We start from the raw sequence: 20,236 nt of genomic DNA, 5'->3' as shown, positions 1-20,236 counted from the left end.
GGCGACCGCATCGACCTACTTCGTGGGCGCCTTCGCGGCGTACACCTGGTCGCCGATCGCGAAGCCGGACCAGCCTCCACCGCAGTCGCCGGCCTTGGCGGGGATCCCGTCGATCGGCCACCAGCTGTCCTGGATGGTCGGCTTCGGCACCGGGACCTCCTTGGCGCAGGTGCCGGGGGCGACGTGCGCCTTGGAGCTGTACGTCATGATCGCGGAGCCGTCCTGCGTGTCGTAGTCGACGCGGATGACCGTCGCGTCGTCCGGGACGAACTTCGGGGAGCCGAAGACGGCCGTGTTCGCCGCCTTCATGTCCTTGGTCGTGTCGAAGATCTCGGAGGAGACGTGCGGCGAGAACGCGGTCAGCACGGAGCATCCGGACAGGGCCAGGGCGAGGGCGGACGTCGTCGCGATGACTCCGGCGGTTCGGATGCGGGGCACGGGCAGCTCCAGGGAGAAGAGGACAGGGATCCGACAACGAGTGAACACTATGGAACTGGGTGAATCATCGGTCGGAGGGATGATCCCGCGCGTCATCGAAGCGGGCCGCCCGTAAATCTACCCGGTACGGCCTCCCTCCGCCGCCCAGCAGCGGCGTCCCCTCCGCGCGGTAGTGCTGCAGCGCGAGGTGCTCGTGGTTCACGGCGGGATGGCCGCTCGCCCGCACGACGCGCCACCACGGCACGTCGGAGCCGTAGTACGCCATGATCTGGCCGACCATGCGCGCGGCGCGCGAACCGAGCGTCGCCGCGACGTCTCCGTAGGTCATCACGCGGCCCGGCGGGATGGCGTCGACCACCTCGAGCACGCGCTCGACGAACGAGTCCGCTGCCCCCTCACCGGATGGCGGCTCAGAGATCGAGCGCACCGACCGTCTCGCCGTACTGCGTCTCGCTCACGGGCTTGAAGCCGCTGCGGAGGAAGAACTGCTCGGGGCCCAGCTCGCCGGACTCCCAGATGACGTAGAGGCGCTCGTGGCCGCGGGCCCGCGCCTCGTCGGCGAGGGCGCGCACGGCGAAGGTGCCGATTCCGCGGCCCTGGTCGTCGGCGTCGACGTTGATGCGCCAGAGGATGGCCTTGAACTCTTCGTGCTCCGCCTGCGGGTCGAAGTTGCCCATGATGAAGCCGACGACCTCGTCGCCGTCGAGCACGACGCGCTGCCAGGAGGTATTGGGGTCGGCCACCGCGGCCGCGGCCGAGTAGGAGACAGGAGCGACGAACTGCTCCTGGCCCGGCTTCAGTGTGAGCGCGTTCGCCGCCACGACGGTCCGCGCACTCAACTCTTCCAGTCTCAACTCAGCCATGACGAAAGGGTAACGTGCGTGAGCGATCGCAGCATAGTCGCGGCGCAGCCGACCGTTCACCGAGAGAAACTGTCTCGATGTCAAGATAGTTGTCCCGCTCGGGTAAGCTGTCGTCGGCTGAAACGGCAGACACCCCAGGAGAACCATGGACAAGATCAAGGTTGACGGAACGGTCGTCGAACTCGACGGCGACGAGATGACTCGCATCATCTGGAAGGCCATCAAAGACTCACTCATCCACCCGTACCTCGACGTGAACCTCGAATACTACGACCTCGGCATCCAGAAGCGCGACGAGACCGACGACCAGATCACGATCGACGCGGCGCACGCCATCCAGAAGCACGGCGTCGGCGTCAAGTGCGCCACCATCACGCCGGATGAGGCGCGCGTGGAGGAGTTCGGGCTCAAGAAGATGTGGAAGAGCCCGAACGGCACGATCCGCAACATCCTGGGCGGCGTCGTCTTCCGCGAGCCGATCATCATCTCCAACATCCCGCGGCTGGTTCCCGGCTGGAACAAGCCGATCGTCATCGGCCGTCACGCCTTCGGCGACCAGTACCGCGCCACCGACTTCGTCTTCGACGGCCCGGGGACGCTGACCCTCAGCTTCCAGCCGAACGACGGCGGCGAGGCCCAGTCGTTCGAGGTCTACCAGGCACCGGGCGGCGGCGTGGCGCTCGCCATGTACAACCAGGACGCGTCCATCCGCGACTTCGCCCGGGCCTCGTTCAACTACGGGCTCGACCGCAACTACCCGGTGTACCTGTCGACCAAGAACACCATCCTGAAGGCGTACGACGGCCGCTTCAAGGACCTCTTCCAGGAGGTCTTCGACACCGAGTACAAGGAGAAGTTCGACGCGGCGGGCCTCACCTACGAGCACCGCCTCATCGACGACATGGTCGCCTCCAGCCTCAAGTGGGAGGGCGGCTACGTCTGGGCGTGCAAGAACTACGACGGCGACGTGCAGTCCGACACCGTCGCGCAGGGCTTCGGCTCGCTCGGCCTGATGACCTCCGTGCTGACCACTCCCGACGGCTCGGTCGTCGAGGCGGAGGCCGCGCACGGCACGGTCACCCGCCACTACCGCCAGCACCAGCAGGGCAAGCCGACCTCGACGAACCCGATCGCCTCGATCTTCGCCTGGACGCGCGGCCTCGCGCACCGCGGCAAGCTCGACGGCAACCAGGAGCTCATCGACTTCACCCACACCCTCGAGGACGTCGTGGTGAAGACGGTCGAGGAGGGCAAGATGACCAAGGACCTCGCCCTCCTGGTCGGCCCCGACCAGAAGTTCCTCACCACCGAGGAGTTCCTCGACGCGATCGCGCAGAACCTCAAGACGCGTCTCGGCTGACTCCCGACGCAGCGAAGGGCCCGGCGGACACTGTCCGCCGGGCCCTTCTGCGTTCTCACGGTGGGGTGACTGCGGTGCTGCGTCACGATTGCGGTGCGGCGCGCAGCCGCAGTCGTTCCGCGGGACCGCAGTCGCCGCTCGAACGGCGTCGCCGCCGCGGGGCTACGGCGCGGCGGGGGCGCGGAGGCCGGCGAGGAGGAGCTGCACCATGCGGCCGGCGCGGGGAGGCGCTCCGGCGCCGTGCGGACCGTCGGCGTGGCAGAGGTTGGCGACGGCGCCGAGCAGCTCGGTGGGGTCGACCTCCTGGACGACATCGCCGGAGGCGCGTGCGGCGTCGAGCAGCCGGCCCAGTGTGGGAGAGAGGTGGCTGGAGAAGTACTCCGCCAGAGGCTCGTAGGCCGGGTCTCCCGAGTGGAGCGCGGCCGCCAGACCGCGCTTGGTGGCGACGAACTCGGTGTACCGCATGATCCAGCGGTCCAGGGCTTCTCCGGGAGGGTAGGCGGCCTCGATGGCGACAGCGGCGTCGGCGCACGCGTCGATCTCGTGACGGAACACGGCCGAGATCAGGTCCGACCGGAGCGGGAAGTGCCGGTACAGCGTGCCCACTCCGACGCCGGCGCGCTCGGCGATCGTCCGCACGGGGGCATCCACGCCGGACTCCGCGAAGACGGCCTTCGCGGCCTCCACGAGGGACGAGACGTTCTGCCGGGCGTCGGCGCGCTGTGGGCGGGCCGAGGCGTCGGCGTGCGCGGCGGTCGGTGATCCGGCGGGCATAGGGGCGGACTCCTCTGGTGTCGGGAGGTGGAGCGGTGTACGCTCGGAGTAAACGGAACAACGTTCCGGATAGCGCGGCAGCGCAACCGGAGTGATGTTCCGATTCCCCGATCATAAGACCTAGGAGACACCCATGGAGTATCGAACCCTCGGCCGCACCGGCATCAAGGTCACCCCCTACGCGCTGGGCGCGATGATGCTCGGCTCCCTCGGCAACCCCGACCGCGCTGAGGGGATCCGCATCATCCACCGGGCCCTCGACGCCGGGATCAACTTCGTGGACACCGCCGACCGTTACGGCGACTCTGAGGAGGTCGTCGGCGAGGCGCTCAAGGGCCGCCGCGACGACGTGGTGCTCGCCACCAAGTTCTGGGGGCCGGTCGACGACGACATCAACCACCGCGGCGCCTCCCGGCGGTGGATCGTGGAGGCCGTCGAGCGGTCGCTCCGCCGCCTCCAGACCGATCACATCGACCTCTACCAGCTGCACCGTCCCGACCCGGACACCGACATCGAGGAGACGCTCTCGGCGCTCACCGACCTGGTCCGTCAGGGCAAGGTGCGGGCGATCGGCTCGTCGTCGATGCGCGGGTCCGAGATCGTCGAGGCGCAGTGGATGTCGGAACGGCGCGGCTTCGAGCGGTTCCGGACCGAGCAGCCCAACTACTCCATCCTCGACAGGGAGATCGAGCGCGAGATCCTGCCGGTCGCCCAGCGCTACGGGATGGGCACCCTGGTCTACAGCCCGCTCGCCGGCGGAACGCTCACCGGCCGGTATCGGGCGGGCGGGGAGAACGACAACTTCCGCTCGACCCGCACCGGGATGCGGCACTTCCGCGACGAGCGCCGGCTCTCCGCCGTGGAGCAGCTGATCGCTCTCTCGGACGAGGTGAGCGTGAAGCTGACGCACCTCGCCATGGCGTTCGTCATCGCGCACCCGGGGGTGACGTCGGCGATCGCGGGCCCGCGCACGATGGAGCAGCTCGAGGACACCCTCGCGGGCGTCGGCGTGTCCCTGTCGGACGAGGTGCTGGACCGGATCGACGCGATCGTCCCGCCGGGGGAGAGCATCGGCGCGATGGACATGGTGTACCGCGGGCCGGAGGTGGGGGAGCCGTCGCTGCGGCGCCGGCCGGTCGCGGAGCGGGCGGCCGAGTAGCGGCGTAGCACCCGACGGGGGCCGCGCCGATCGCCGGTCCCCGTCACCGCGCCGTCCAGCCTCCATCGATCGCGAGGGTCTGGCCTGTGACGAGGGAGGCCGCAGACGACGCCAGGAACGCCACCGCTCCCGACACCTCGCGCGGCACCCCGATCCGGTGCAGCGCGGCGATCCGCTCGATGGTGTCGGCGCGGAAGTCGTCGTCCGAGAGCGCCGCGGAGGTCCCGTCGGTCTCGATGAACGTCGGCGCGACCGCGTTCACCCGGATGCCGTACTGCCCCCACTCGACCGCGAGGCACCGGGTGAGGTGCACCACCGCGGCCTTCGCCGTGCAGTAGGAGGCTTCGCCGGGCAACGCGACGAGTCCGGCCTGCGACGCGATGTTGACGATGGATCCGCCCCCGTTCGCGAGCATGTCCTTCGCCACGTGCTGGGACAGGAAGAACGTCGACCGGGTGTTCAGCCGCCAGACGTGGTCGAAGTCGTCCTCGGTGATCTCCAGCGCCGGGGCGTCTATGCCCCCGCCGGCGTTGTTGACGAGGATGTCGATCGGGCCCGTCTCGGCGGTGACCGCGTCGATCGCGTCCCGGCATGCGGCCAGGTCGAGCACGTCCATCCGGATCGCCGTCGCCGCAACGCCGAACGTGCTCAGCTCGTCGACGAGCGCCGCAGAGCCGTCCGGGTCGCGCACGCCGAGCACGACGTCGGCGCCCTGACCGGCGAGTTCGAGGGCGATCTCGCGGCCGAGTCCGCGGCTGGCCGCCGTGACCAGGGCTCGGGAGCCGGCGAGGGAGAACGGGGCGCGGGTCGCGGCCGCGGGCGCGGAGTCAGTGGTCATGACGGGAGCCTAGCCCGGCCTCCGTGAGCGACGATCGAATGTAACAAGTAGGTTTCCCCTCTTGCGCTTTCATTTGTTCGTAAGCTTTACTAACAAACATGACGACGACCGAGGTGCAGAGCAGCACCGGCGGGCTGGCCCCAGGCCGGGCCCTCCGGCCGCGCGCCAAGGTGCTGCCCGAGCACGCCCGCAGCCACAACCGGTCGCTCGTCCTCCAGACCCTGTACCGCTCGGGGCAGCGCAGCCGCGCCGACCTCGCCCGCGAGACCGGGCTGACCCGGGTGACCGTGTCGGATCTGGTGGCCGAGCTGCTCGCAGAAGGGCTCGTCATCGAGCTGGGCCAGCGCGAATCCGCCCGGCCGGGGAAGCCCGCCGTGCTGCTCGACATCAACCGCAGCGCCCACCAGATCATCGGCGTCGACCTCAGCGACCATGACCGGTTCCGGGGCGCGGTCATGGACCTCGACGGCCACCTCCTCACCTCGGCCGAGGTCATGCTCGCCACCGAAGCCGACCACGACACCTGCCGAGGAGCGGACGCCGTCGCGAAGGTGGACGAGCTGGTCGACAGGCTGGTCGCCTCCACCACCGCACCCGTGCTCGGCATCGGCGTCGGATCGCCCGGTGTCGTCGACCTGAGCGGCACCGTCCTCACGGCTCCCAACCTGGGCTGGAGCGACCTTCCGCTGCAGCAGCACCTCGCCGAGCGCACCGGCCTGCCCGTCGTCGTCGCCAACGACGCGAACGCGGCGGTCCTGGCCGAGCACAGCTACGGCGATGCGGCCGGCGACATGATGCTGATCCGCGTCGGCCACGGAATCGGCGCAGGCCTGCTGGTCGCCGGAGCGCTGGTCTACGGCAGCCACTACGCCGCCGGCGAGATCGGGCAGGTCATGGTCGGAACGGACCTCGGCCTGGAGGCCACGTACAGCCGCGATCAGGTGCTCGAGCACTGGCTCAGCGTGCCGCAGCTGCAGCGGGGCGTGCAGGAGGCCGAAGCAGCGGGCGTGGACGCCACGCCCATCCTGCGCGAAGCCGGCCAGAGGCTCGGCATCGCCCTCGCGCCGGTCGTCGGCGCCCTCAACCTGTCGGAGATCGTGCTCAGCGGCCCGACCGAACTGCTCGACGGCCCGCTGGCTGCAGCGACCGTCCACACGCTCCGGAACCGGACGATGGCCGAGAACCACGCCGATCTGTCCCTCCGGATGACCACGCTCGGGCAGGACATCGTCCTGCGCGGCGCGGCCGTACTCGTCCTCTCCGGACGACTCGGGGTCTCATGACGCAGCACCGCCCCACCCGACCCCTGCACCGACGGTGTGAGCACGCGCACACATCGACCACTTCGAATGCCCCACACCACTACGAAAGGACAGTGCTATGAAGAGAAAGCTCGTCGGCCTCGCCGCTGTGGCCACAGCTTCCGCTCTCGTGCTCGCCGGATGCGCCTCGGGAGGCTCCACCGGAGCCAGCACCGACGGCAAGGGCAAGACGGTCACCCTGTGGCTCGTCGGCTCCGACACCCCGGACGCCCTGCGGAACTACCTGAAGACGGAGTTCACCAAGGAGACCGGCGCGACCCTCAAGATCGAGCAGCAGGACTGGGGAGACATCGTCACGAAGCTCACCACCGCGCTGCCGGACGCCAACAACACGCCGGACGTGACGGAGATGGGCAACACCCAGTCGCCGACCTTCACCAACGTCGGCGCGTTCCTCGACATCTCCGACATGTACAAGGACCTCGGCGGCAGCGACCTGCTCCCGTCGTTCGTCGAGGCGGGCAAGGTCGACGGCAAGAACTACACGCTGCCGTACTACTTCGGCTCGCGCTACATGTTCTACCGCAAGGACGTCTACCAGGCAGCGGGCGCGACCGTGCCGACCACGCTCGACCAGTTCAACACCACGGTGGCCGACATCACGGCGAAGAACCCGAAGAACATCGACAACTTCTCCGGCTTCTTCCTCGGCGGTCAGGACTGGCGCGACGGCATCTCCTGGATCTTCGCCAACGGCGGGGACATCGCCAAGAAGGAGGGGGACAAGTGGAAGGCCACCCTCGAGTCGGCCGACTCGCTGAAGGGCCTCCAGCAGCTCCAGGACCTGTACAAGAACGCATCCAAGGCGCCCAACGACGCCAAGGACTCGAACCAGTACATCTACCTGAACGACAGCGACCAGACGCTCGACGCCGACGGCAACAAGACCGGTGACACGTCGCTCGCCGCAGCCACGATCATGGCTCCGGGATGGGCGCACTGGTCGATCGGCGACCTCGGGAAGGGCGACGACGGCAAGCCGACGCGCACCTGGAACGACGCCACCTTCGGCACCTACGTGCTCCCGGGCAACGACGGGAAGCCGGCTCCGGTGTTCGCCGGAGGATCCAACATCGGCATCTCGGCGAAGACCAAGGAGCCGGGCCTGTCCAAGACCCTCCTGAAGATCATCTTCTCCAAGGAGTACCAGGAGATGCTCGGCAAGAACGGCCTCGGCCCGGCCAACTCGAAGTACACCTCCTCGCTGGGCGACGACCAGTTCGCGAAGGCACTCATCGAGTCGGCGTCGAACTCCAAGCTCACCCCGGCGGCCCCAGGATGGGCGTCGGTCGAGGCGGGCAACGTGATGGAGGAGTTCTTCTCCAAGATCCGCGACGCCTCCGACCTGAAGGCGCTGGCGCAGGAGTACGACAAGAAGATCGACGCCCTGCTCAACGTCAAGAGCTGACGCCGAGCGGCAGATCGCATCACCCGCAGGGCGAGGGCGCGGAGGCACCCCTTCCGCGCCCTCGTCCCTGCCCCGCAGACTTCCCTCACGAGCCCTGCTCGTCATCACCACCCGGAAGGAGGACGCACGTGACCGCTACCGAGGACACCCGCATAGCCGTCGCCGCAGTGCCACCCGCGCCCGCACCGGACGCCCGGCGCGGACGCCGTGGGAAGCTCACGCCGTACACGCTGCTGCTCCCGGCGATCGTCATCCTGCTCGTCGCGCTCGGCTACCCGATCGTCTGGCAGCTCATCACCTCGATGCAGCACTTCGGCCTCGCGCAGCAGTTCGGCAAGCCGGCCGACTTCGTCTGGTTCGAGAACTACATCACCCTCTTCTCCGACCCGTACACCTGGGTCGTCGTCGCCCGCTCCATCGCCTTCTGCCTGGTGACCGCCGCCGTCACGGTCGTCATCGGCGTCGGGATGGCGCTGCTGATGAACGCGGTGAACCGGGTCGTGCGCGTCATCCTGCAGATCGCGCTGCTGCTCGCCTGGGCCATGCCCGTGGTCGCGGCGATGACGGTCTGGAACTGGCTGTTCGACTGGCGCCGCGGCGTGGTCAACTACGTGCTCACCTCCTGGGGGCTCGACTTCCAGGACCACAACTGGCTCCAGAACCCGCTGTCGTTCTTCTTCGTCGCGATGGTCATCGTGACGTGGATGAGCGTCCCCTTCGTCGCGTTCTCCGTCTACGCCGGGCTCACCCAGGTGTCGACGGAGGTCGTCGAAGCAGCCCAGATGGACGGCGCGCGCGGCTGGCAGCGGCTGCGCTACATCATCCTGCCGATCATCCGGCCCGTGCTCGGGATCGTGCTGCTGCTGCAGATCATCTGGGACCTGCGCGTCTTCGCCCAGATCAAGCTGCTGCAGGACAAGGGCTCCATCGCCAGCGAGACCAACCTGCTCGGCACCTACATCTACCAGCTCGGCGTCGGCTCGAGCGACTTCGCGATGGCCAGCGCCGTCAGCGTCTTCGTGCTCGTCCTGACCGTCGCCCTCAGCTGGTTCTACGTGCGCCACCTGCTCAAGGAGGACGAATCGTGACCGCCGCCTCATCCACCCGGACCGTCGTCGCGACGTCGCGGCCACGGACCCGCCGCCGTATCCGCGCCTCCCGCGTGCTGCTCGGCGCGCTCGGGATCGTGCTCGCCCTGATCTGGGTCTTCCCGGTCTACTGGATGGTCAACTCGGCGCTGCTGCCGAACGTCATCCTCCAGAACACCACGCCCACCTGGCTGCCGTTCGGGGGCTCCTTCGACAACATCGTCGCCGTCGTCCAGGGCGGCACCTTCTTCCCGGCGCTCGGGATGAGCGTCGCCGTCGCACTCATCACGGTGGTGTGCTGCCTGGCGTTCGCGTTCTTGGCGGCCCTCGCGATCAGCCGGTTCCGGTTCCGCGGCCGGAGGTCGTTCGTGCTGGCCGTGCTGCTCATCCAGATGCTGCCCGCCGAAGGGCTCTTCATCGCGCAGTACAAGCTGATGGGGTCGCTCGGCCTCCTCAACTCGGTGATCGGCGTCAGCATCCTGTACGTCGCCGCTGTCGTGCCCTTCACGATCTGGATGCTGCGCGGCTTCGTCGCCGGCATCCCGGTCGACCTGGAGGAGGCCGCGATGGTGGATGGCCTCAGCCGCACCCAGGCGTTCCTCCGGATCACCTTCCCCCTGCTCGCGCCCGGGCTCATCGCCTCCGGGGTGTACGCGTTCCTGCAGGCGTGGAACGAGTTCACCGTGGCCCTGGTCATCCTGCCGCAGTCGAGCAGCGCGACCCTGCCGCTGTGGCTGCGCGGCTTCGTGCAGCAGTCGGCCTCCCGTGCCACCGACTGGGGCCAGGTCATGGCCGCGTCGACACTGGTCGCGGTTCCGGTGATCGTGTTCTTCCTGATCGTGCAGGGCCGGATGACCAGCGGTCTCGTCAGCGGGGCGGTCAAGGGGTGAGCGGCGCGTCCGTCGCCGACACCGCCCTGACCGACCCGCAGCTCCGCCGCAGCATCGCCGCGACGCTGCTGCCCGGGTTCGTCGGAACGACACTGCCCGAGTGGCTGGCCCAGCGCCTGCGCGAGGGGCTGGGCGGGGTGTGCCTGTTCGGTCAGAACATCGCCTCGGCCCCGCAGCTCCGGGCGCTCACCGACGCGATCTACGCCGCCAATCCCGACGCGATCGTCGCGATCGACGAGGAGGGCGGGGACGTCACCCGGCTGTACTACGAGAGCGGATCGCCCTATCCCGGGAACGCGATCCTCGGCCGCCTCGGGGACCCCGGCTACACCGAGAGCGTCGCCCGGCGCGTGGGGGAGGAGCTGCGGGGCGCCGGGGTGAACCTCGACTTCGCGCCCGACATCGACATCAACTCCAATCCGGACAACCCGGTGATCGGCGTCCGCAGCTTCGGCTCGTCGCCGGAGGTCGTCGCCGAGCACGGAGCGGCGTGGACGCGGGGGCTGCAGTCCGCCGGCGTGGCCGTCGCGGCGAAGCACTTCCCGGGCCACGGCGACACCGGGACCGACTCGCATCTCGAGCTGCCGGTCGTCGACCTGTCCGCGGCGCAGCTGCGGGAGCGGGAGCTGGTGCCGTTCCGTGCGGTGATCGCCGCGGGAGCGCGAGCGGTGATGACCTCGCACATCCTGCTGCCCCAGCTCGACGCCGTCCTTCCCGCGACGCTCAGCCCCGCCATCATCGAGGGAATGCTGCGCGGAGAGCTCGGGTTCGAGGGCGTCGTCGTCAGCGACGCTCTGGACATGCACGGCGCGAGCGGCGACCGCGGGATCCCGGAGGCCGCCGTGCTGGCGCTCGCCGCCGGCTGCGACCTGCTCTGCATCGGCACCGAGAACACGGACGCCGAGCTGGCCGCCATCGAGGCCGCGATCGCCGCCGCCCTCGCCGCAGGCCGTCTCGCACCCTCCCGTCTCGCGACCGCGGCCTCCCGCGTGCGCACCCTCGCGCGCGGGCTCGCCTCCTCCGCTCCCGTCCCCGCCACCGTCGAGTCCACGATTTCTGCACGCTCACACGGCGCGGCGCGTGCAGTTTCTGCGGACTCGACGGTGGGGGGTTCGGGGATCGAAGCGGAGGATGTGGCGGCGGCGCAGCGGGCGTTCGACGTGAGCGCGTACGCGGAGGAGTGGGTGCTGCGGCACGGGGGAGGGCGCTACTCCGTGGTGCGGATCGACACGGTGGCGAACATCGCGGTCGGCACGGCGCCGTGGGGGCCGTTCTCGGCGATCGAAGCCGACCCGACCACCCCGGCAGTCGCCGCCTTCACCGCCAACCCGGCCGTGCTCTTCACCGAGGGCGACCATCCGGACCTCGTCCTCGCCGCGCAGTCGCCGGTGCTCGTCATCGGCAAGGACAACCACCGTCACGCCTTCGCCCGGGCTGCCATCGACCGCCTCCGGGCCGAGCGGCAGGAGGTGCTGGTCGTCGACATGGGCTGGCCGAGCGACGACCGCGCGTACGCGGACATCGCGACCTTCGGCGCCTCCCGGCTGGTCGGAAAGGCGCTGCTGGCCTTCCTCGGGGACCGGCGCGGGCTCGGACTCGGCCTCGCAGACGGCCCCGGGCACGGGTCGTGAGGCTCGGCATCGACATCGGCGGGACCAAGACCGACGCGGTCGCCGTCGACGAGCGGGGTGCGCTCGCCGAGAGCATCCGCCTCCCGACCGGCTTCGGTCATGTCGCCGTGATCGAGACCGCCGTCGCGGCGGTGTCGCGGCTCGGCGAGCTGACGGGCCTCGCGCCGGCCGGCTTCCTGTCCATCGGCGTCGGCGTGCCCGGGATGGTCGACACCGTCTCCGGCGATGTCGCGCACGCGGTGAACCTGGGGCTCGACCGGCTCGCGCTCGGCGGGATGCTGGCCGGCCGTCTCGGCGTCGGCGTGCGCGTCCGGGTCGAGAACGACGTGAAGGCCGCCGCCCTCGGCGCCTACCACCTGCTCGGGCTGACCGGGACCATGGCGTTCCTCAACCTCGGCACCGGCATGGCGGCCGGGGTCGTCGTCGACGGGAGGCTGTGGCGCGGCAGCACGGGCATCGCCGGAGAGATCGGCCACCTGCCGGTCGACCCGCAGGGCGCCGTCTGCGCCTGCGGCCAGCGCGGCTGCCTGGAGACCCTGGCCAGCGGCTCAGGCGTCGCGCGGCAGTGGCCGACCGACGACCCGTACCCGGTGCGCGCGCTCCTCGCAGCGGCCTCCGCCGGCGACCCGGCAGCCCGGGCGATCGCCGCTAGGCTGGCCGTGGGCATCGCCTCCGCGGTGCGCGCCCTCGTGCTCACCGTCGACCCCGCCACCGTGGTGATCGGGGGAGGCCTGAGCCACCTGGGGCAGCGCCTGCTCGGCGGAGTCCACGAGGTGCTGCACGACTGGGAGCGCACGTCGCCGTTCCTGGCGTCGCTCGACCTGCCCGGGAGGGTGCGCCTCGTCCCAGAAGGAAGCCCCGTCGCCGCCCTCGGTGCGGCACTCGTAGGAGAGAACTGATGGCCGAAATCGTCGTCGTCCGCGACCAGGAGGCCGCGGGCGCGCTCGCCGCGCGCAGCATCCTGGACCTGATCGCCGCAAAGCCCGACACCGTGCTCGGCCTCGCTACCGGGTCCACTCCGCTCGCCGTCTACCGGGCGCTGGAGCAGGGCATCCGGGAGCGCGGTGTGGATGTGTCCCACGTGCGCGGCTACGCACTCGACGAGTACGTGGGCCTTCCGGCCGGCCACCCCGAGTCGTACCGCGCGGTCATCACCCGCGAGGTGGTGGAGCCGCTCGGGCTGACGCCGTCGCTCATCCACGTGCCCAACGGGTCGCTGGACGGCATCGAGCACGCCGGAGCGGACTACGAGAAGGCCATCGCGCAGTCCGGCGGCGTGGACGTGCAGCTGCTCGGTATCGGGACGGACGGCCACATCGGCTTCAACGAGCCGGGCTCGTCGTTCGCATCGATCACCCGGGTGAAGACGCTGACCGAGCAGACCCGCAAGGACAACGCGCGGTTCTTCGATTCGGAGGACGACGTCCCGATGCACTGCATCACGCAGGGGCTGTCGACCATCCTGAAGGCGCGCCACCTGATGCTGCTCGCGTTCGGCGAGGGCAAGGCGGAGGCGCTGGCCGGGGCGGTGGAGGGGCCGGTGTCGGCCTCGAATCCGGGGTCGGCCATCCAGCTGCACCCGCACGTCACCGTGCTCGTGGACGAGCCGGCGGCGTCGCGTCTGCGTAACCTCGACTACTACCGGTACGCGTACGCGAACAAGCCGTCCTGGCAGACGCTGTAGCGTCGCTCGCCTCGTCGCGTCCTCGCGTCGCGTCAGTGCGACTGCGGCGTCACGGAACGACTGCGGTGTCGCGCGCAGCCGCATTCGTGACGGGAGACCGCACTCGCTAGAGCACGGAGCCGTCGGCGACGACCGTGTGTGCGTGCCACTCGTGGTCGAGCAGCACTGCGTCGGCGACGTACCCGGCGCGCAGGAGGCCGAGTCGGTGCTCCTCGCCCAGAACGCGGGCGGGGGTCCGGGTCAGCGCCGTCACGGCGGCCACCGGGTCGACGCCGGCGAGCGTGACCGCGTTGCCCAGGGCCGCATCCTGTGTCAGGGTCGAGCCGGCGATCGTGTCCGTTCCGGAGAGTACGGCGAGCCCGTCGTGCACGGTGACGTTGAGGCCGCCGAGACGGTAGTCGCCGTCCGTGGCGCCCGCCGCCGCCATCGCGTCGGTGACGAGGGCGACGCGGCCCGGCACCTCCCGGAACAGCAGGGCAGCGACCGAGGGATGCACGTGCAGGCCGTCGAGGATGAGCTCCAGTGTCACGTCGCGGTTCTCGATCGCGGCGATCACCGGGCCGGGAGCGCGGTGATGGATGCCCGGCATCGCGTTGAACGCGTGCGTCAGCAGCCGCGCGCCCACCGCGAAGGCCCGGGATGCCTGCGCGTAGTCCGCGGCGGTGTGGCCGACGCCGACGACCGCTCCGGCCTCCGTCAGCACGCCGATGGCTTCGAGGGCGTTCGGCAGCTCGGGGGCGATAGTGGCCGTGCGGAGGGTGCCGCGCGCGGCGGCGATCAGTTCTTCGACCGCTTCGGGCCCGGGCTCCAGCAGGAAGCGAGCGTCGTGCGCGCCGCGCCGCTCCAGAGCGAGGAACGGACCCTCGAGGTGCGATCCGAGCACCAGCGGGTCCGTTGCGGTCAGTTCCGCGACGAGGCTGAGACTCGCGCGCAAGGACGCGAGCGGGGCGGCGACGTGGGAGACCAATGAGCGCGTCGTGCCGTGCGCCCGGTGCGTCGCGAGCGCGGCGCGCAGCTCGTCCGTTCCGTCGTCGTAGGCGTGTCCTCCGCCGCCGTGGCAGTGCAGGTCGATGAAGCCGGGGGTGAGCCACTGGCCGTGGGCGTCGATGACGTGGCTGCCAACCGGGTCTGCGTTCGCTCGGTAGTCGCTGGCACCGTCGGCGCCATCGTCCGCGCCGTCCGCGGCCTGCCGCCATCCCGTCCCGGTTCCCGTTGCGGTGATGTGCGCACCGTCGGCGACGAGCCAGAAGTCGTCGACCAGCCCCTCCGCATCCACTTTGCGGGCGCCGTGGACGACGAGGCGGGTCATGCGAACTCGCGCCGCCCGTTGATCACGCCGCTCACGGTCGCCACTACGGCGAACACGACGGCGACGACGGGTTGACCCAGATCCCACCAGCCGAAGGCCGCGGAGGCCATGACGACGACCTCCACGATCGCCTTCACGAACGCGTCGACGTGGAGCACGGCGCGGGGTGAGCGGAACAGGGCCCAGAGCAGGATGGCGATCACCGGCGCTCCGATGCCGACCACGATGTTCCAAGGGAGCGGCCAGGCGAGGAAGCCCCACAGGGCGAGCGAGACGATGGCGAACAGCTCGAGCACGAACCGGAGCACGTCGTTGACGCCCAACCGGACGGGGGCGTGCTGATCGGGCGCGGAAGTCACCTCGACAGTCTAGCCGCGGGGGTCAGCGGAAGATGATGGTGCGGGCGCCGTCGAGCAGCACGCGGTCCTCCGCGAACCACTTCACCGCCTGGGTCAAAGTGCGGCTTTCCTCGTCCTGGCCGATCGCGACCAGTTCCTGCACGCTGCGGGTGTGGTCCACGCGGACCACGTTCTGCTCGATGATCGGCCCCTCGTCCAGGTCGCTGGTGACGAAGTGAGCGGTCGCCCCGATCAGCTTCACCCCCCGGGCGTGCGCCTGCCGGTACGGGTTCGCGCCCTTGAAACCGGGGAGGAAGGAGTGGTGGATGTTGATCGCGCGCCCGGCCAGGCGCGCGCACAGCTCCGGCGAGAGGATCTGCATGTAGCGCGCGAGCACGACGAGCTCGATGTCGTGCTCCTCCACGGCCTCCAGGACGCGCGCCTCGAAGGCCGCCTTCGCTTCTGGACCGTCGACGACGCGCGACTCGAACGGCACCCCGTAGAACCCGGCGAGGTCGCGGAGGGTGTCGTGGTTCGAGAGCACCAGCGGGATGTCGACGGGCAGCTGACCGGCGCGCTGACGGAACAGCAGGTCGTTGAGGCAGTGGGCAGCCTTCGAGGCCAGCACCAGCGTGCGCAGCGGGCGGCCGACGTTGTCGACGTGGTGGCTCATCCCGAACCGTTCGACGACGGGCGCCAGCGCTTCCTCGAACTCGTCTCTGCCCGCCGCCGACTCGACCTGCAGGCGCATGAAGAACCGCCCGGTGTCGGTGCTGGCGAACTGCTGGCTCTCGGTGATGTTCCCGCGAGCGGCGACGATCGCGCCGCTGACCGCGTGGACGATGCCGGGACGGTCGGCGCAGCTGAAGGTGAGCACCCAGTGGTTGGAGGCGGAGGAGTCGGTCACCAGATCAGGGTACCGGGCTGCGTGTTAGGCTTGCTTCGTATATAAAATATGAATGCATTACTGGAGGTTCAGATGATGAAACAGCTCCCCGTCGCGGTCACTCTCGATGAAGACGTCCACGCGACCATCGGCCGGCTGGCAGAGGCCTCCCGGCGGAGCTTCGATGACGAAGTGCGCTACATCCTCGGGCAGGCCGCCGTGGGCGAACCGGTGGATCCCCGGCCCGGCGTGCGCAAGATCGGCATGGTCGAGTACATCCGCAACCGCGTGGAAGCGCTCGGGGAATGATCGTTCTCGACACCAACGTGCTGTCCGAACTCGTGAAGTTCGAGCCTGATCAACGAGTCCTCCGGTGGCTGGAATCTCGTGACCAGCGCACCCTTTACATCACCGCGGTGACGGTGGCGGAGATGCTGACGGGGACGAACACAATGGACGAGGGAAGGCGTTCCGATCGCAAAGCCGACCTGGTGCTCGAGGTTCTCGCCCCTTTCCATCGGAGAACGCTCTCCTTCGACGTGGTGGCGGCATCCGAGTGCGCGAACCTCACGTCCCTCCGCGCGTCTGCGGGCCGACCGATCGGTCTGGCGGACGCAATGATCGCGGCCACAGCGATCGCGGCGGAGGCCGATGCGTTCGCAACCAGAGACAAGGACTTCGCCGATATCGGTCTGCCGATCGTCAACCCATGGGCGGCGTGACCCGCGTCGCTGTTGACGGCGGCGGCGGGGTGCACCACGATCGGGAGCATGACCAGCACCGGTGAGGATGCGCCCGACACCCGGACGGGCCCCGCGTCCGCCTTCGACGTCGAGCTGAACGGGCTCAACACAATCCATGAGGATGAGCGGCGGGGGCGCCCGCGCGACCTGTTCTGGCCGTGGTTCGGCGCCAACGTGTCCGTGTTCGGGCTCAGCTACGGCTCGTTCCTGCTCGGCTTCGGGATCTCGTTCTGGCAGGCCACGATCGTCGGCGTGGTCGGGATCGTGGCGTCCTTCCTGCTGTGCGGCGTCATCGCGCTCGCAGGCAAGCGCGGCTCCGCCCCCACGATGGTGCTCAGCCGCGCGGTGTTCGGCGTGGAGGGCAACCGCGTCCCGTCGTTCCTGTCCTGGCTGCTCACGGTCGGGTGGGAGACCGTCCTGGTGTCCCTCGCCGCGCTCGCGACGGCGACCGTGTTCCAGCAGCTGGGCTGGGAGGGCGGCTGGGTCACCAAGCTCGTCGCCCTCATCGTGGTGGTCGCCCTCGTCATCGTGGGAGGGGTGGTCGGCTTCCACCTGATCATGCGGATGCAGATGGTCATCACGATCGTCACCGGCGTGCTGACCGTCGTGTACATCCTCCTGGTCCTCGGCCACATCGACCTCGGCGCGGTCGCCGCCCTGCCCGCGGGGGACGCCCCGCACGTCATCGGCGGCTTCGTCTTCATGCTCACCGGGTTCGGCCTGGGCTGGGTGAACGCCGCGGCCGACTACTCGCGCTACCTGCCCCGCTCGGCGCGCAGCGGAGGGGTGGTCGGATGGACGACCTTCGGATCGTCGCTGGCCCCGGTCATCCTGCTGATCTTCGGCATCCTGCTGGCCGGCTCGTCCTCGAAGCTGAGTACGGCGATCGCCGCCGACCCGATCGGCGCTCTGGCCTCGCTGCTGCCCACCTGGTTCCTGGTGCCGTTCGTCATCGTGGCGGTGCTCGGCCTGGTCGGCGGCGCCGTGCTGGACATCTACTCGTCCGGTCTCGCCCTGCTGAGCGTCGGGGTCCGGGTTCCGCGGTACGCCGCGGCCGGCATCGACGGCGTGATCATGACCCTCGGCGCCATCTACGTGGTGTTCTTCGCCACCGACTTCCTCGGCCCGTTCCAGGGGTTCCTGATCACTCTCGGCGTGCCGATCGCGGCGTGGTGCGGCATCTTCGTCGCCGACATCCAGTTGCGGAAGCGGAACTACGCCGAGGCCGACCTCTATGACCGGCGCGGCCGCTACGGCGCGGTGCGCTGGGTCCCGATCGCGCTGATCGTCATCGGCACAGCGATCGGCTGGGGCCTGGTCACCAACGGCTCCGCCGCGTGGCTCGCCTGGCAGGGCTACCTTCTCGGCCCGATCGGCGGGGTGACGGGCGACTGGGCGTTCGCGAACCTCGGCGTGCTCGCCGCACTCGTGATCGGCTACGTCGGGACCCTGGTGTTCTCGCGCGGCGCCGTGCGCCGCCAGGAGCAGCGATGACCGGAGTGCAGCTGACCGGAGAGCAGCTGACCGGAGCGCAGCGATGAGCGGACCGACCCTCGTCGTCGTCGACATGCAGCAGGCCTTCGGCGCCCCCGCGAGCCCCTGGTTCACCCCGAGGTTCGCGGAGGCCGAGGCGGTCATCGCCGGGATGGTGCCGGCCTTCGGCGACCGGGTCGTGTTCACCCGGTTCGTCGCGCCGGAACGGCCGGAGGGCGCTTGGGTGCCCTACTACGAGCAGTGGCCGTTCGCCCTCGTCCCCGCCGACGACCCGATCTACGACCTGGTGCTCGCCTTCCGCGACACCGGGCACGCCGTGGTCAGCGAGCCGACATTCGGCAAGTGGGGCGCCGATCTGCGGGAGGCGCTCCGCGGGTCGCAGGATGTGGTTCTCGCCGGGGTCTCGACCGACTGCTGCGTGCTGAGCACCGCGCTCGCCGCCGCCGACGCGGGGGTCCGCATCCGCGTCGTCGCGGACGGCTGCGCCGGGCTGTCAGACGCCGACCACCAGCGCGCCCTCGACGCGATGGCGCTGTATGCGCCGCTGATCGAGATCACTGACAGCACTGGCGTGCTCAGCGACCTCCGGTAGAATCGTCACTGGTCGGCGGTTCCCGCGCGGCCCTGGGCGCGCACATCGGCGCGTAGTCGACCCGTCATTCCCTCGAGGATCCCCGGCCATCCGGGTCCCGAATCGCCGTTCGTCGCGGCGGAATGGCCGGGGAACGCCATCCGTTGGACAGATCCGTATGACTGCCACTTCGACGACTCCGGCGCGCGTCGCGCCGAAATTTCCCTGGACGGGGCTCATCGCCCTCGCCGCCGCCACCTTCCTCTCCGTCACGAGCGAGATGATCCCGACCGGCCTGCTGCCGGACATGAGCGCCTCCCTGGGCGTGAGCGAGGCGCAGATCGGGCTGCTCGTGACCGTGTTCGCGTTCACCGTGGTGGTGACGAGCACCCCGCTGACAGCGCTGACCAAACGTTGGCCGCGGCACGGGCTGCTGATCGGCATCCTGGTCGTGCTCGGCATCTCGAACCTCCTCACCGCGATCGCCCCGAGTTACGGGTTCGTGGTCGGCTCGCGCATCCTCGGCGGTGTCGCACACGGGATGTTCTGGTCGATCGTCGGCGCGTACGCCGGGCACCTGGTGCCCAAGGAGCAGATCGGCCGCGCCGTCTCCATCACCCTCGGCGGAGGAACGCTCGCGTTCGTCTTCGGCGTCCCCCTCGGGACGTTCGCCGGTCACGTCTTCGGCTGGAGGCTGTCCTTCGGCCTGCTCGCCGCGCTCATGGCCGTCGGTGCGCTCGTCGTCTGGAAGTTCCTTCCTGCGGTGGAACGGGATGCGGATGCCGTCGGTGGGCGCCGTCGGGACCGCAGCATCCCGAAGCCGCGCGATCGCACCATCTCGGCGGTGGTCATGGTGTGCCTGATCGCGGCGGTGACCATGGTCGGCCACTACGCGTTCTACACGTTCGTGGTGCCCTTCCTGACCGGGCCGATGGGCGTGCCCGCCGGGAACGTCGGAGCCCTGCTCTTCCTGTATGGGATCGCCGGGGCCGGCGGGCTCCTGCTGGCCGGCTCCGTGTTCGGACCGCGGCCGCAGCTGGGCCTGGTGCTGGCCCTGCTGGTGACCGGTGCGGCAGTGGCGGCCCTCGCTCTTGTCTCCGGCCAGATCGTCGCCGCGCTGATCGCGTTCCTGCTGTGGGGGCTCGCCTTCGGCGCCCTCCCGCCGCTGCTGCAGACGCGTCTCCTGCACACCTCGTCGGCGGCTTTCCGCGACACGGCGAGTGCCCTCTATACGACCTCGTTCAACGTCGGGATCGGTGGGGGAGCGCTGGTCGGCTCTCTGATCTTCGACGCGGGCGGGCTCATGCTGCTTCCGTGGTGCTACGTCGCCCTGCTGGTGGTGTCCGTGGTGCTGGTCATGGTCGTCGGCCGGATGACGCGCGAGCGCGCCGCCGCCTGATGCCCAACTAGTGGTCCCGACATGCCGTCACCCCGCATGGC

22 protein-coding genes are annotated in these 20,236 nt (G+C 69.8%); 14 read left to right on the top strand and 8 right to left on the bottom strand.

Annotation, left to right across the window (positions count from 1 at the left end):
* Positions 1-15: 15 nt before the first annotated feature.
* From SB754_RS11960 to SB754_RS11950, 3 genes are all read right to left on the bottom strand, one after another.
* Entirely contained in the window at positions 16-438 is a 423-nt protein-coding gene (locus SB754_RS11960; protein WP_410782544.1) for a hypothetical protein, read from the bottom strand.
* A gap of 64 nt (positions 439-502) precedes the next feature.
* Entirely contained in the window at positions 503-865 is a 363-nt protein-coding gene (locus SB754_RS11955; RefSeq protein WP_410782543.1) for an MGMT family protein, read from the bottom strand.
* Positions 849-1,301: a GNAT family N-acetyltransferase gene (locus SB754_RS11950; RefSeq protein ID WP_410782542.1), complete on the bottom strand. Its 453-nt coding sequence runs from the start codon at positions 1,299-1,301 to the stop codon at positions 849-851. The genes SB754_RS11955 and SB754_RS11950 overlap by 17 nt, the downstream gene beginning before the upstream one ends.
* A gap of 145 nt (positions 1,302-1,446) precedes the next feature.
* On the opposite strand from SB754_RS11950, the gene SB754_RS11945 reads away from it, so the two are divergent.
* Positions 1,447-2,661 carry an NADP-dependent isocitrate dehydrogenase gene (locus tag SB754_RS11945; protein ID WP_410782541.1) on the top strand — a complete coding sequence of 405 codons (1,215 nt, stop codon included), beginning with the start codon at positions 1,447-1,449 and terminating at the stop codon, positions 2,659-2,661.
* 162 nt (positions 2,662-2,823) lie between these two features.
* Here SB754_RS11945 and SB754_RS11940 read toward each other — a convergent pair whose 3' ends face one another.
* A complete protein-coding gene (locus SB754_RS11940; RefSeq protein WP_410782540.1) occupies positions 2,824-3,435 on the bottom strand; it encodes a TetR/AcrR family transcriptional regulator in 612 nt (203 codons plus the stop codon).
* Between the two features lie 133 nt (positions 3,436-3,568).
* On the opposite strand from SB754_RS11940, the gene SB754_RS11935 reads away from it, so the two are divergent.
* A complete protein-coding gene (locus SB754_RS11935; protein WP_410782539.1) occupies positions 3,569-4,594 on the top strand; it encodes an aldo/keto reductase in 1,026 nt (341 codons plus the stop codon).
* 43 nt (positions 4,595-4,637) lie between these two features.
* On the opposite strand, the gene SB754_RS11930 is transcribed toward SB754_RS11935, so the two are convergent.
* The gene (locus tag SB754_RS11930) at positions 4,638-5,432 is read right to left on the bottom strand and encodes an SDR family NAD(P)-dependent oxidoreductase (RefSeq protein ID WP_410782538.1); all 795 of its coding nucleotides are present in this window, start codon (positions 5,430-5,432) and stop codon (positions 4,638-4,640) included.
* Positions 5,433-5,530: 98 nt separating this feature from the next.
* On the opposite strand from SB754_RS11930, the gene SB754_RS11925 reads away from it, so the two are divergent.
* From SB754_RS11925 to nagB, 7 genes are all read left to right on the top strand, one after another.
* Positions 5,531-6,715, top strand: coding sequence for an ROK family transcriptional regulator (locus tag SB754_RS11925; protein ID WP_410782537.1), 1,185 nt, complete (start codon positions 5,531-5,533; stop codon positions 6,713-6,715).
* 97 nt (positions 6,716-6,812) lie between these two features.
* On the top strand, positions 6,813-8,162 hold the full coding sequence (locus SB754_RS11920; RefSeq protein WP_410782536.1) for an extracellular solute-binding protein: 1,350 nt from the start codon (positions 6,813-6,815) through the stop codon (positions 8,160-8,162).
* Positions 8,163-8,290: 128 nt separating this feature from the next.
* Entirely contained in the window at positions 8,291-9,250 is a 960-nt protein-coding gene (locus SB754_RS11915) for a carbohydrate ABC transporter permease (protein WP_410782535.1), read from the top strand.
* Positions 9,247-10,140 (top strand): carbohydrate ABC transporter permease, encoded by an 894-nt coding sequence (locus tag SB754_RS11910; RefSeq protein WP_410782534.1) that lies wholly within the window; start codon positions 9,247-9,249, stop codon positions 10,138-10,140. The genes SB754_RS11915 and SB754_RS11910 overlap by 4 nt, the downstream gene beginning before the upstream one ends.
* The gene (locus SB754_RS11905) at positions 10,137-11,771 is read left to right on the top strand and encodes a glycoside hydrolase family 3 protein (RefSeq protein ID WP_410782533.1); all 1,635 of its coding nucleotides are present in this window, start codon (positions 10,137-10,139) and stop codon (positions 11,769-11,771) included. The genes SB754_RS11910 and SB754_RS11905 overlap by 4 nt, the downstream gene beginning before the upstream one ends.
* The gene (locus SB754_RS11900; protein ID WP_410782532.1) at positions 11,768-12,670 is read left to right on the top strand and encodes an ROK family protein; all 903 of its coding nucleotides are present in this window, start codon (positions 11,768-11,770) and stop codon (positions 12,668-12,670) included. The genes SB754_RS11905 and SB754_RS11900 overlap by 4 nt, the downstream gene beginning before the upstream one ends.
* On the top strand, positions 12,670-13,455 hold the full coding sequence (nagB, locus tag SB754_RS11895; protein ID WP_410782531.1) for a glucosamine-6-phosphate deaminase: 786 nt from the start codon (positions 12,670-12,672) through the stop codon (positions 13,453-13,455). Before SB754_RS11900 ends, nagB begins: the two co-directional genes overlap by 1 nt.
* 106 nt (positions 13,456-13,561) lie before the next feature.
* Here nagB and nagA read toward each other — a convergent pair whose 3' ends face one another.
* From nagA to purU, 3 genes are read right to left on the bottom strand one after another with little or no spacing between them, the layout of a single operon-like run.
* Positions 13,562-14,764 carry an N-acetylglucosamine-6-phosphate deacetylase gene (nagA, locus tag SB754_RS11890; RefSeq protein WP_410782530.1) on the bottom strand — a complete coding sequence of 401 codons (1,203 nt, stop codon included), beginning with the start codon at positions 14,762-14,764 and terminating at the stop codon, positions 13,562-13,564.
* Positions 14,761-15,123 carry a YrdB family protein gene (locus tag SB754_RS11885; protein ID WP_410782529.1) on the bottom strand — a complete coding sequence of 121 codons (363 nt, stop codon included), beginning with the start codon at positions 15,121-15,123 and terminating at the stop codon, positions 14,761-14,763. The genes nagA and SB754_RS11885 overlap by 4 nt, the downstream gene beginning before the upstream one ends.
* A 22-nt stretch (positions 15,124-15,145) precedes the next feature.
* Complete coding sequence (purU, locus tag SB754_RS11880) at positions 15,146-16,009, bottom strand: formyltetrahydrofolate deformylase (protein WP_410782528.1); 864 nt, start codon at positions 16,007-16,009, stop codon at positions 15,146-15,148.
* 72 nt (positions 16,010-16,081) lie between these two features.
* On the opposite strand from purU, the gene SB754_RS11875 reads away from it, so the two are divergent.
* The 5 genes from SB754_RS11875 to SB754_RS11855 all read left to right on the top strand — a co-directional run bounded on the left by SB754_RS11875 (position 16,082) and on the right by SB754_RS11855 (position 20,195).
* Positions 16,082-16,297, top strand: a complete 216-nt coding sequence (locus SB754_RS11875) for a hypothetical protein (RefSeq protein ID WP_410782527.1) — start codon at positions 16,082-16,084, stop codon at positions 16,295-16,297.
* Positions 16,294-16,710, top strand: coding sequence for a PIN domain-containing protein (locus SB754_RS11870; protein WP_410782526.1), 417 nt, complete (start codon positions 16,294-16,296; stop codon positions 16,708-16,710). The genes SB754_RS11875 and SB754_RS11870 overlap by 4 nt, the downstream gene beginning before the upstream one ends.
* Positions 16,711-16,758: 48 nt before the next feature.
* Positions 16,759-18,225: a purine-cytosine permease family protein gene (locus tag SB754_RS11865; RefSeq protein WP_410782525.1), complete on the top strand. Its 1,467-nt coding sequence runs from the start codon at positions 16,759-16,761 to the stop codon at positions 18,223-18,225.
* A gap of 43 nt (positions 18,226-18,268) precedes the next feature.
* Complete coding sequence (locus SB754_RS11860) at positions 18,269-18,817, top strand: cysteine hydrolase family protein (protein ID WP_410782524.1); 549 nt, start codon at positions 18,269-18,271, stop codon at positions 18,815-18,817.
* 157 nt (positions 18,818-18,974) lie between these two features.
* On the top strand, positions 18,975-20,195 hold the full coding sequence (locus tag SB754_RS11855; protein WP_410782523.1) for an MFS transporter: 1,221 nt from the start codon (positions 18,975-18,977) through the stop codon (positions 20,193-20,195).
* The last annotated feature ends 41 nt before the right edge of the window (positions 20,196-20,236 follow it).

Origin of the sequence: Leifsonia sp. SIMBA_070 (assembly GCF_046534635.1) — a bacterium.
In the GTDB taxonomy this organism is placed as follows: domain Bacteria; phylum Actinomycetota; class Actinomycetes; order Actinomycetales; family Microbacteriaceae; genus Leifsonia.
The sequence above is the reverse complement of the archived record's forward strand: the minus strand, read 5'-3'. Positions and strand labels throughout refer to the sequence as shown.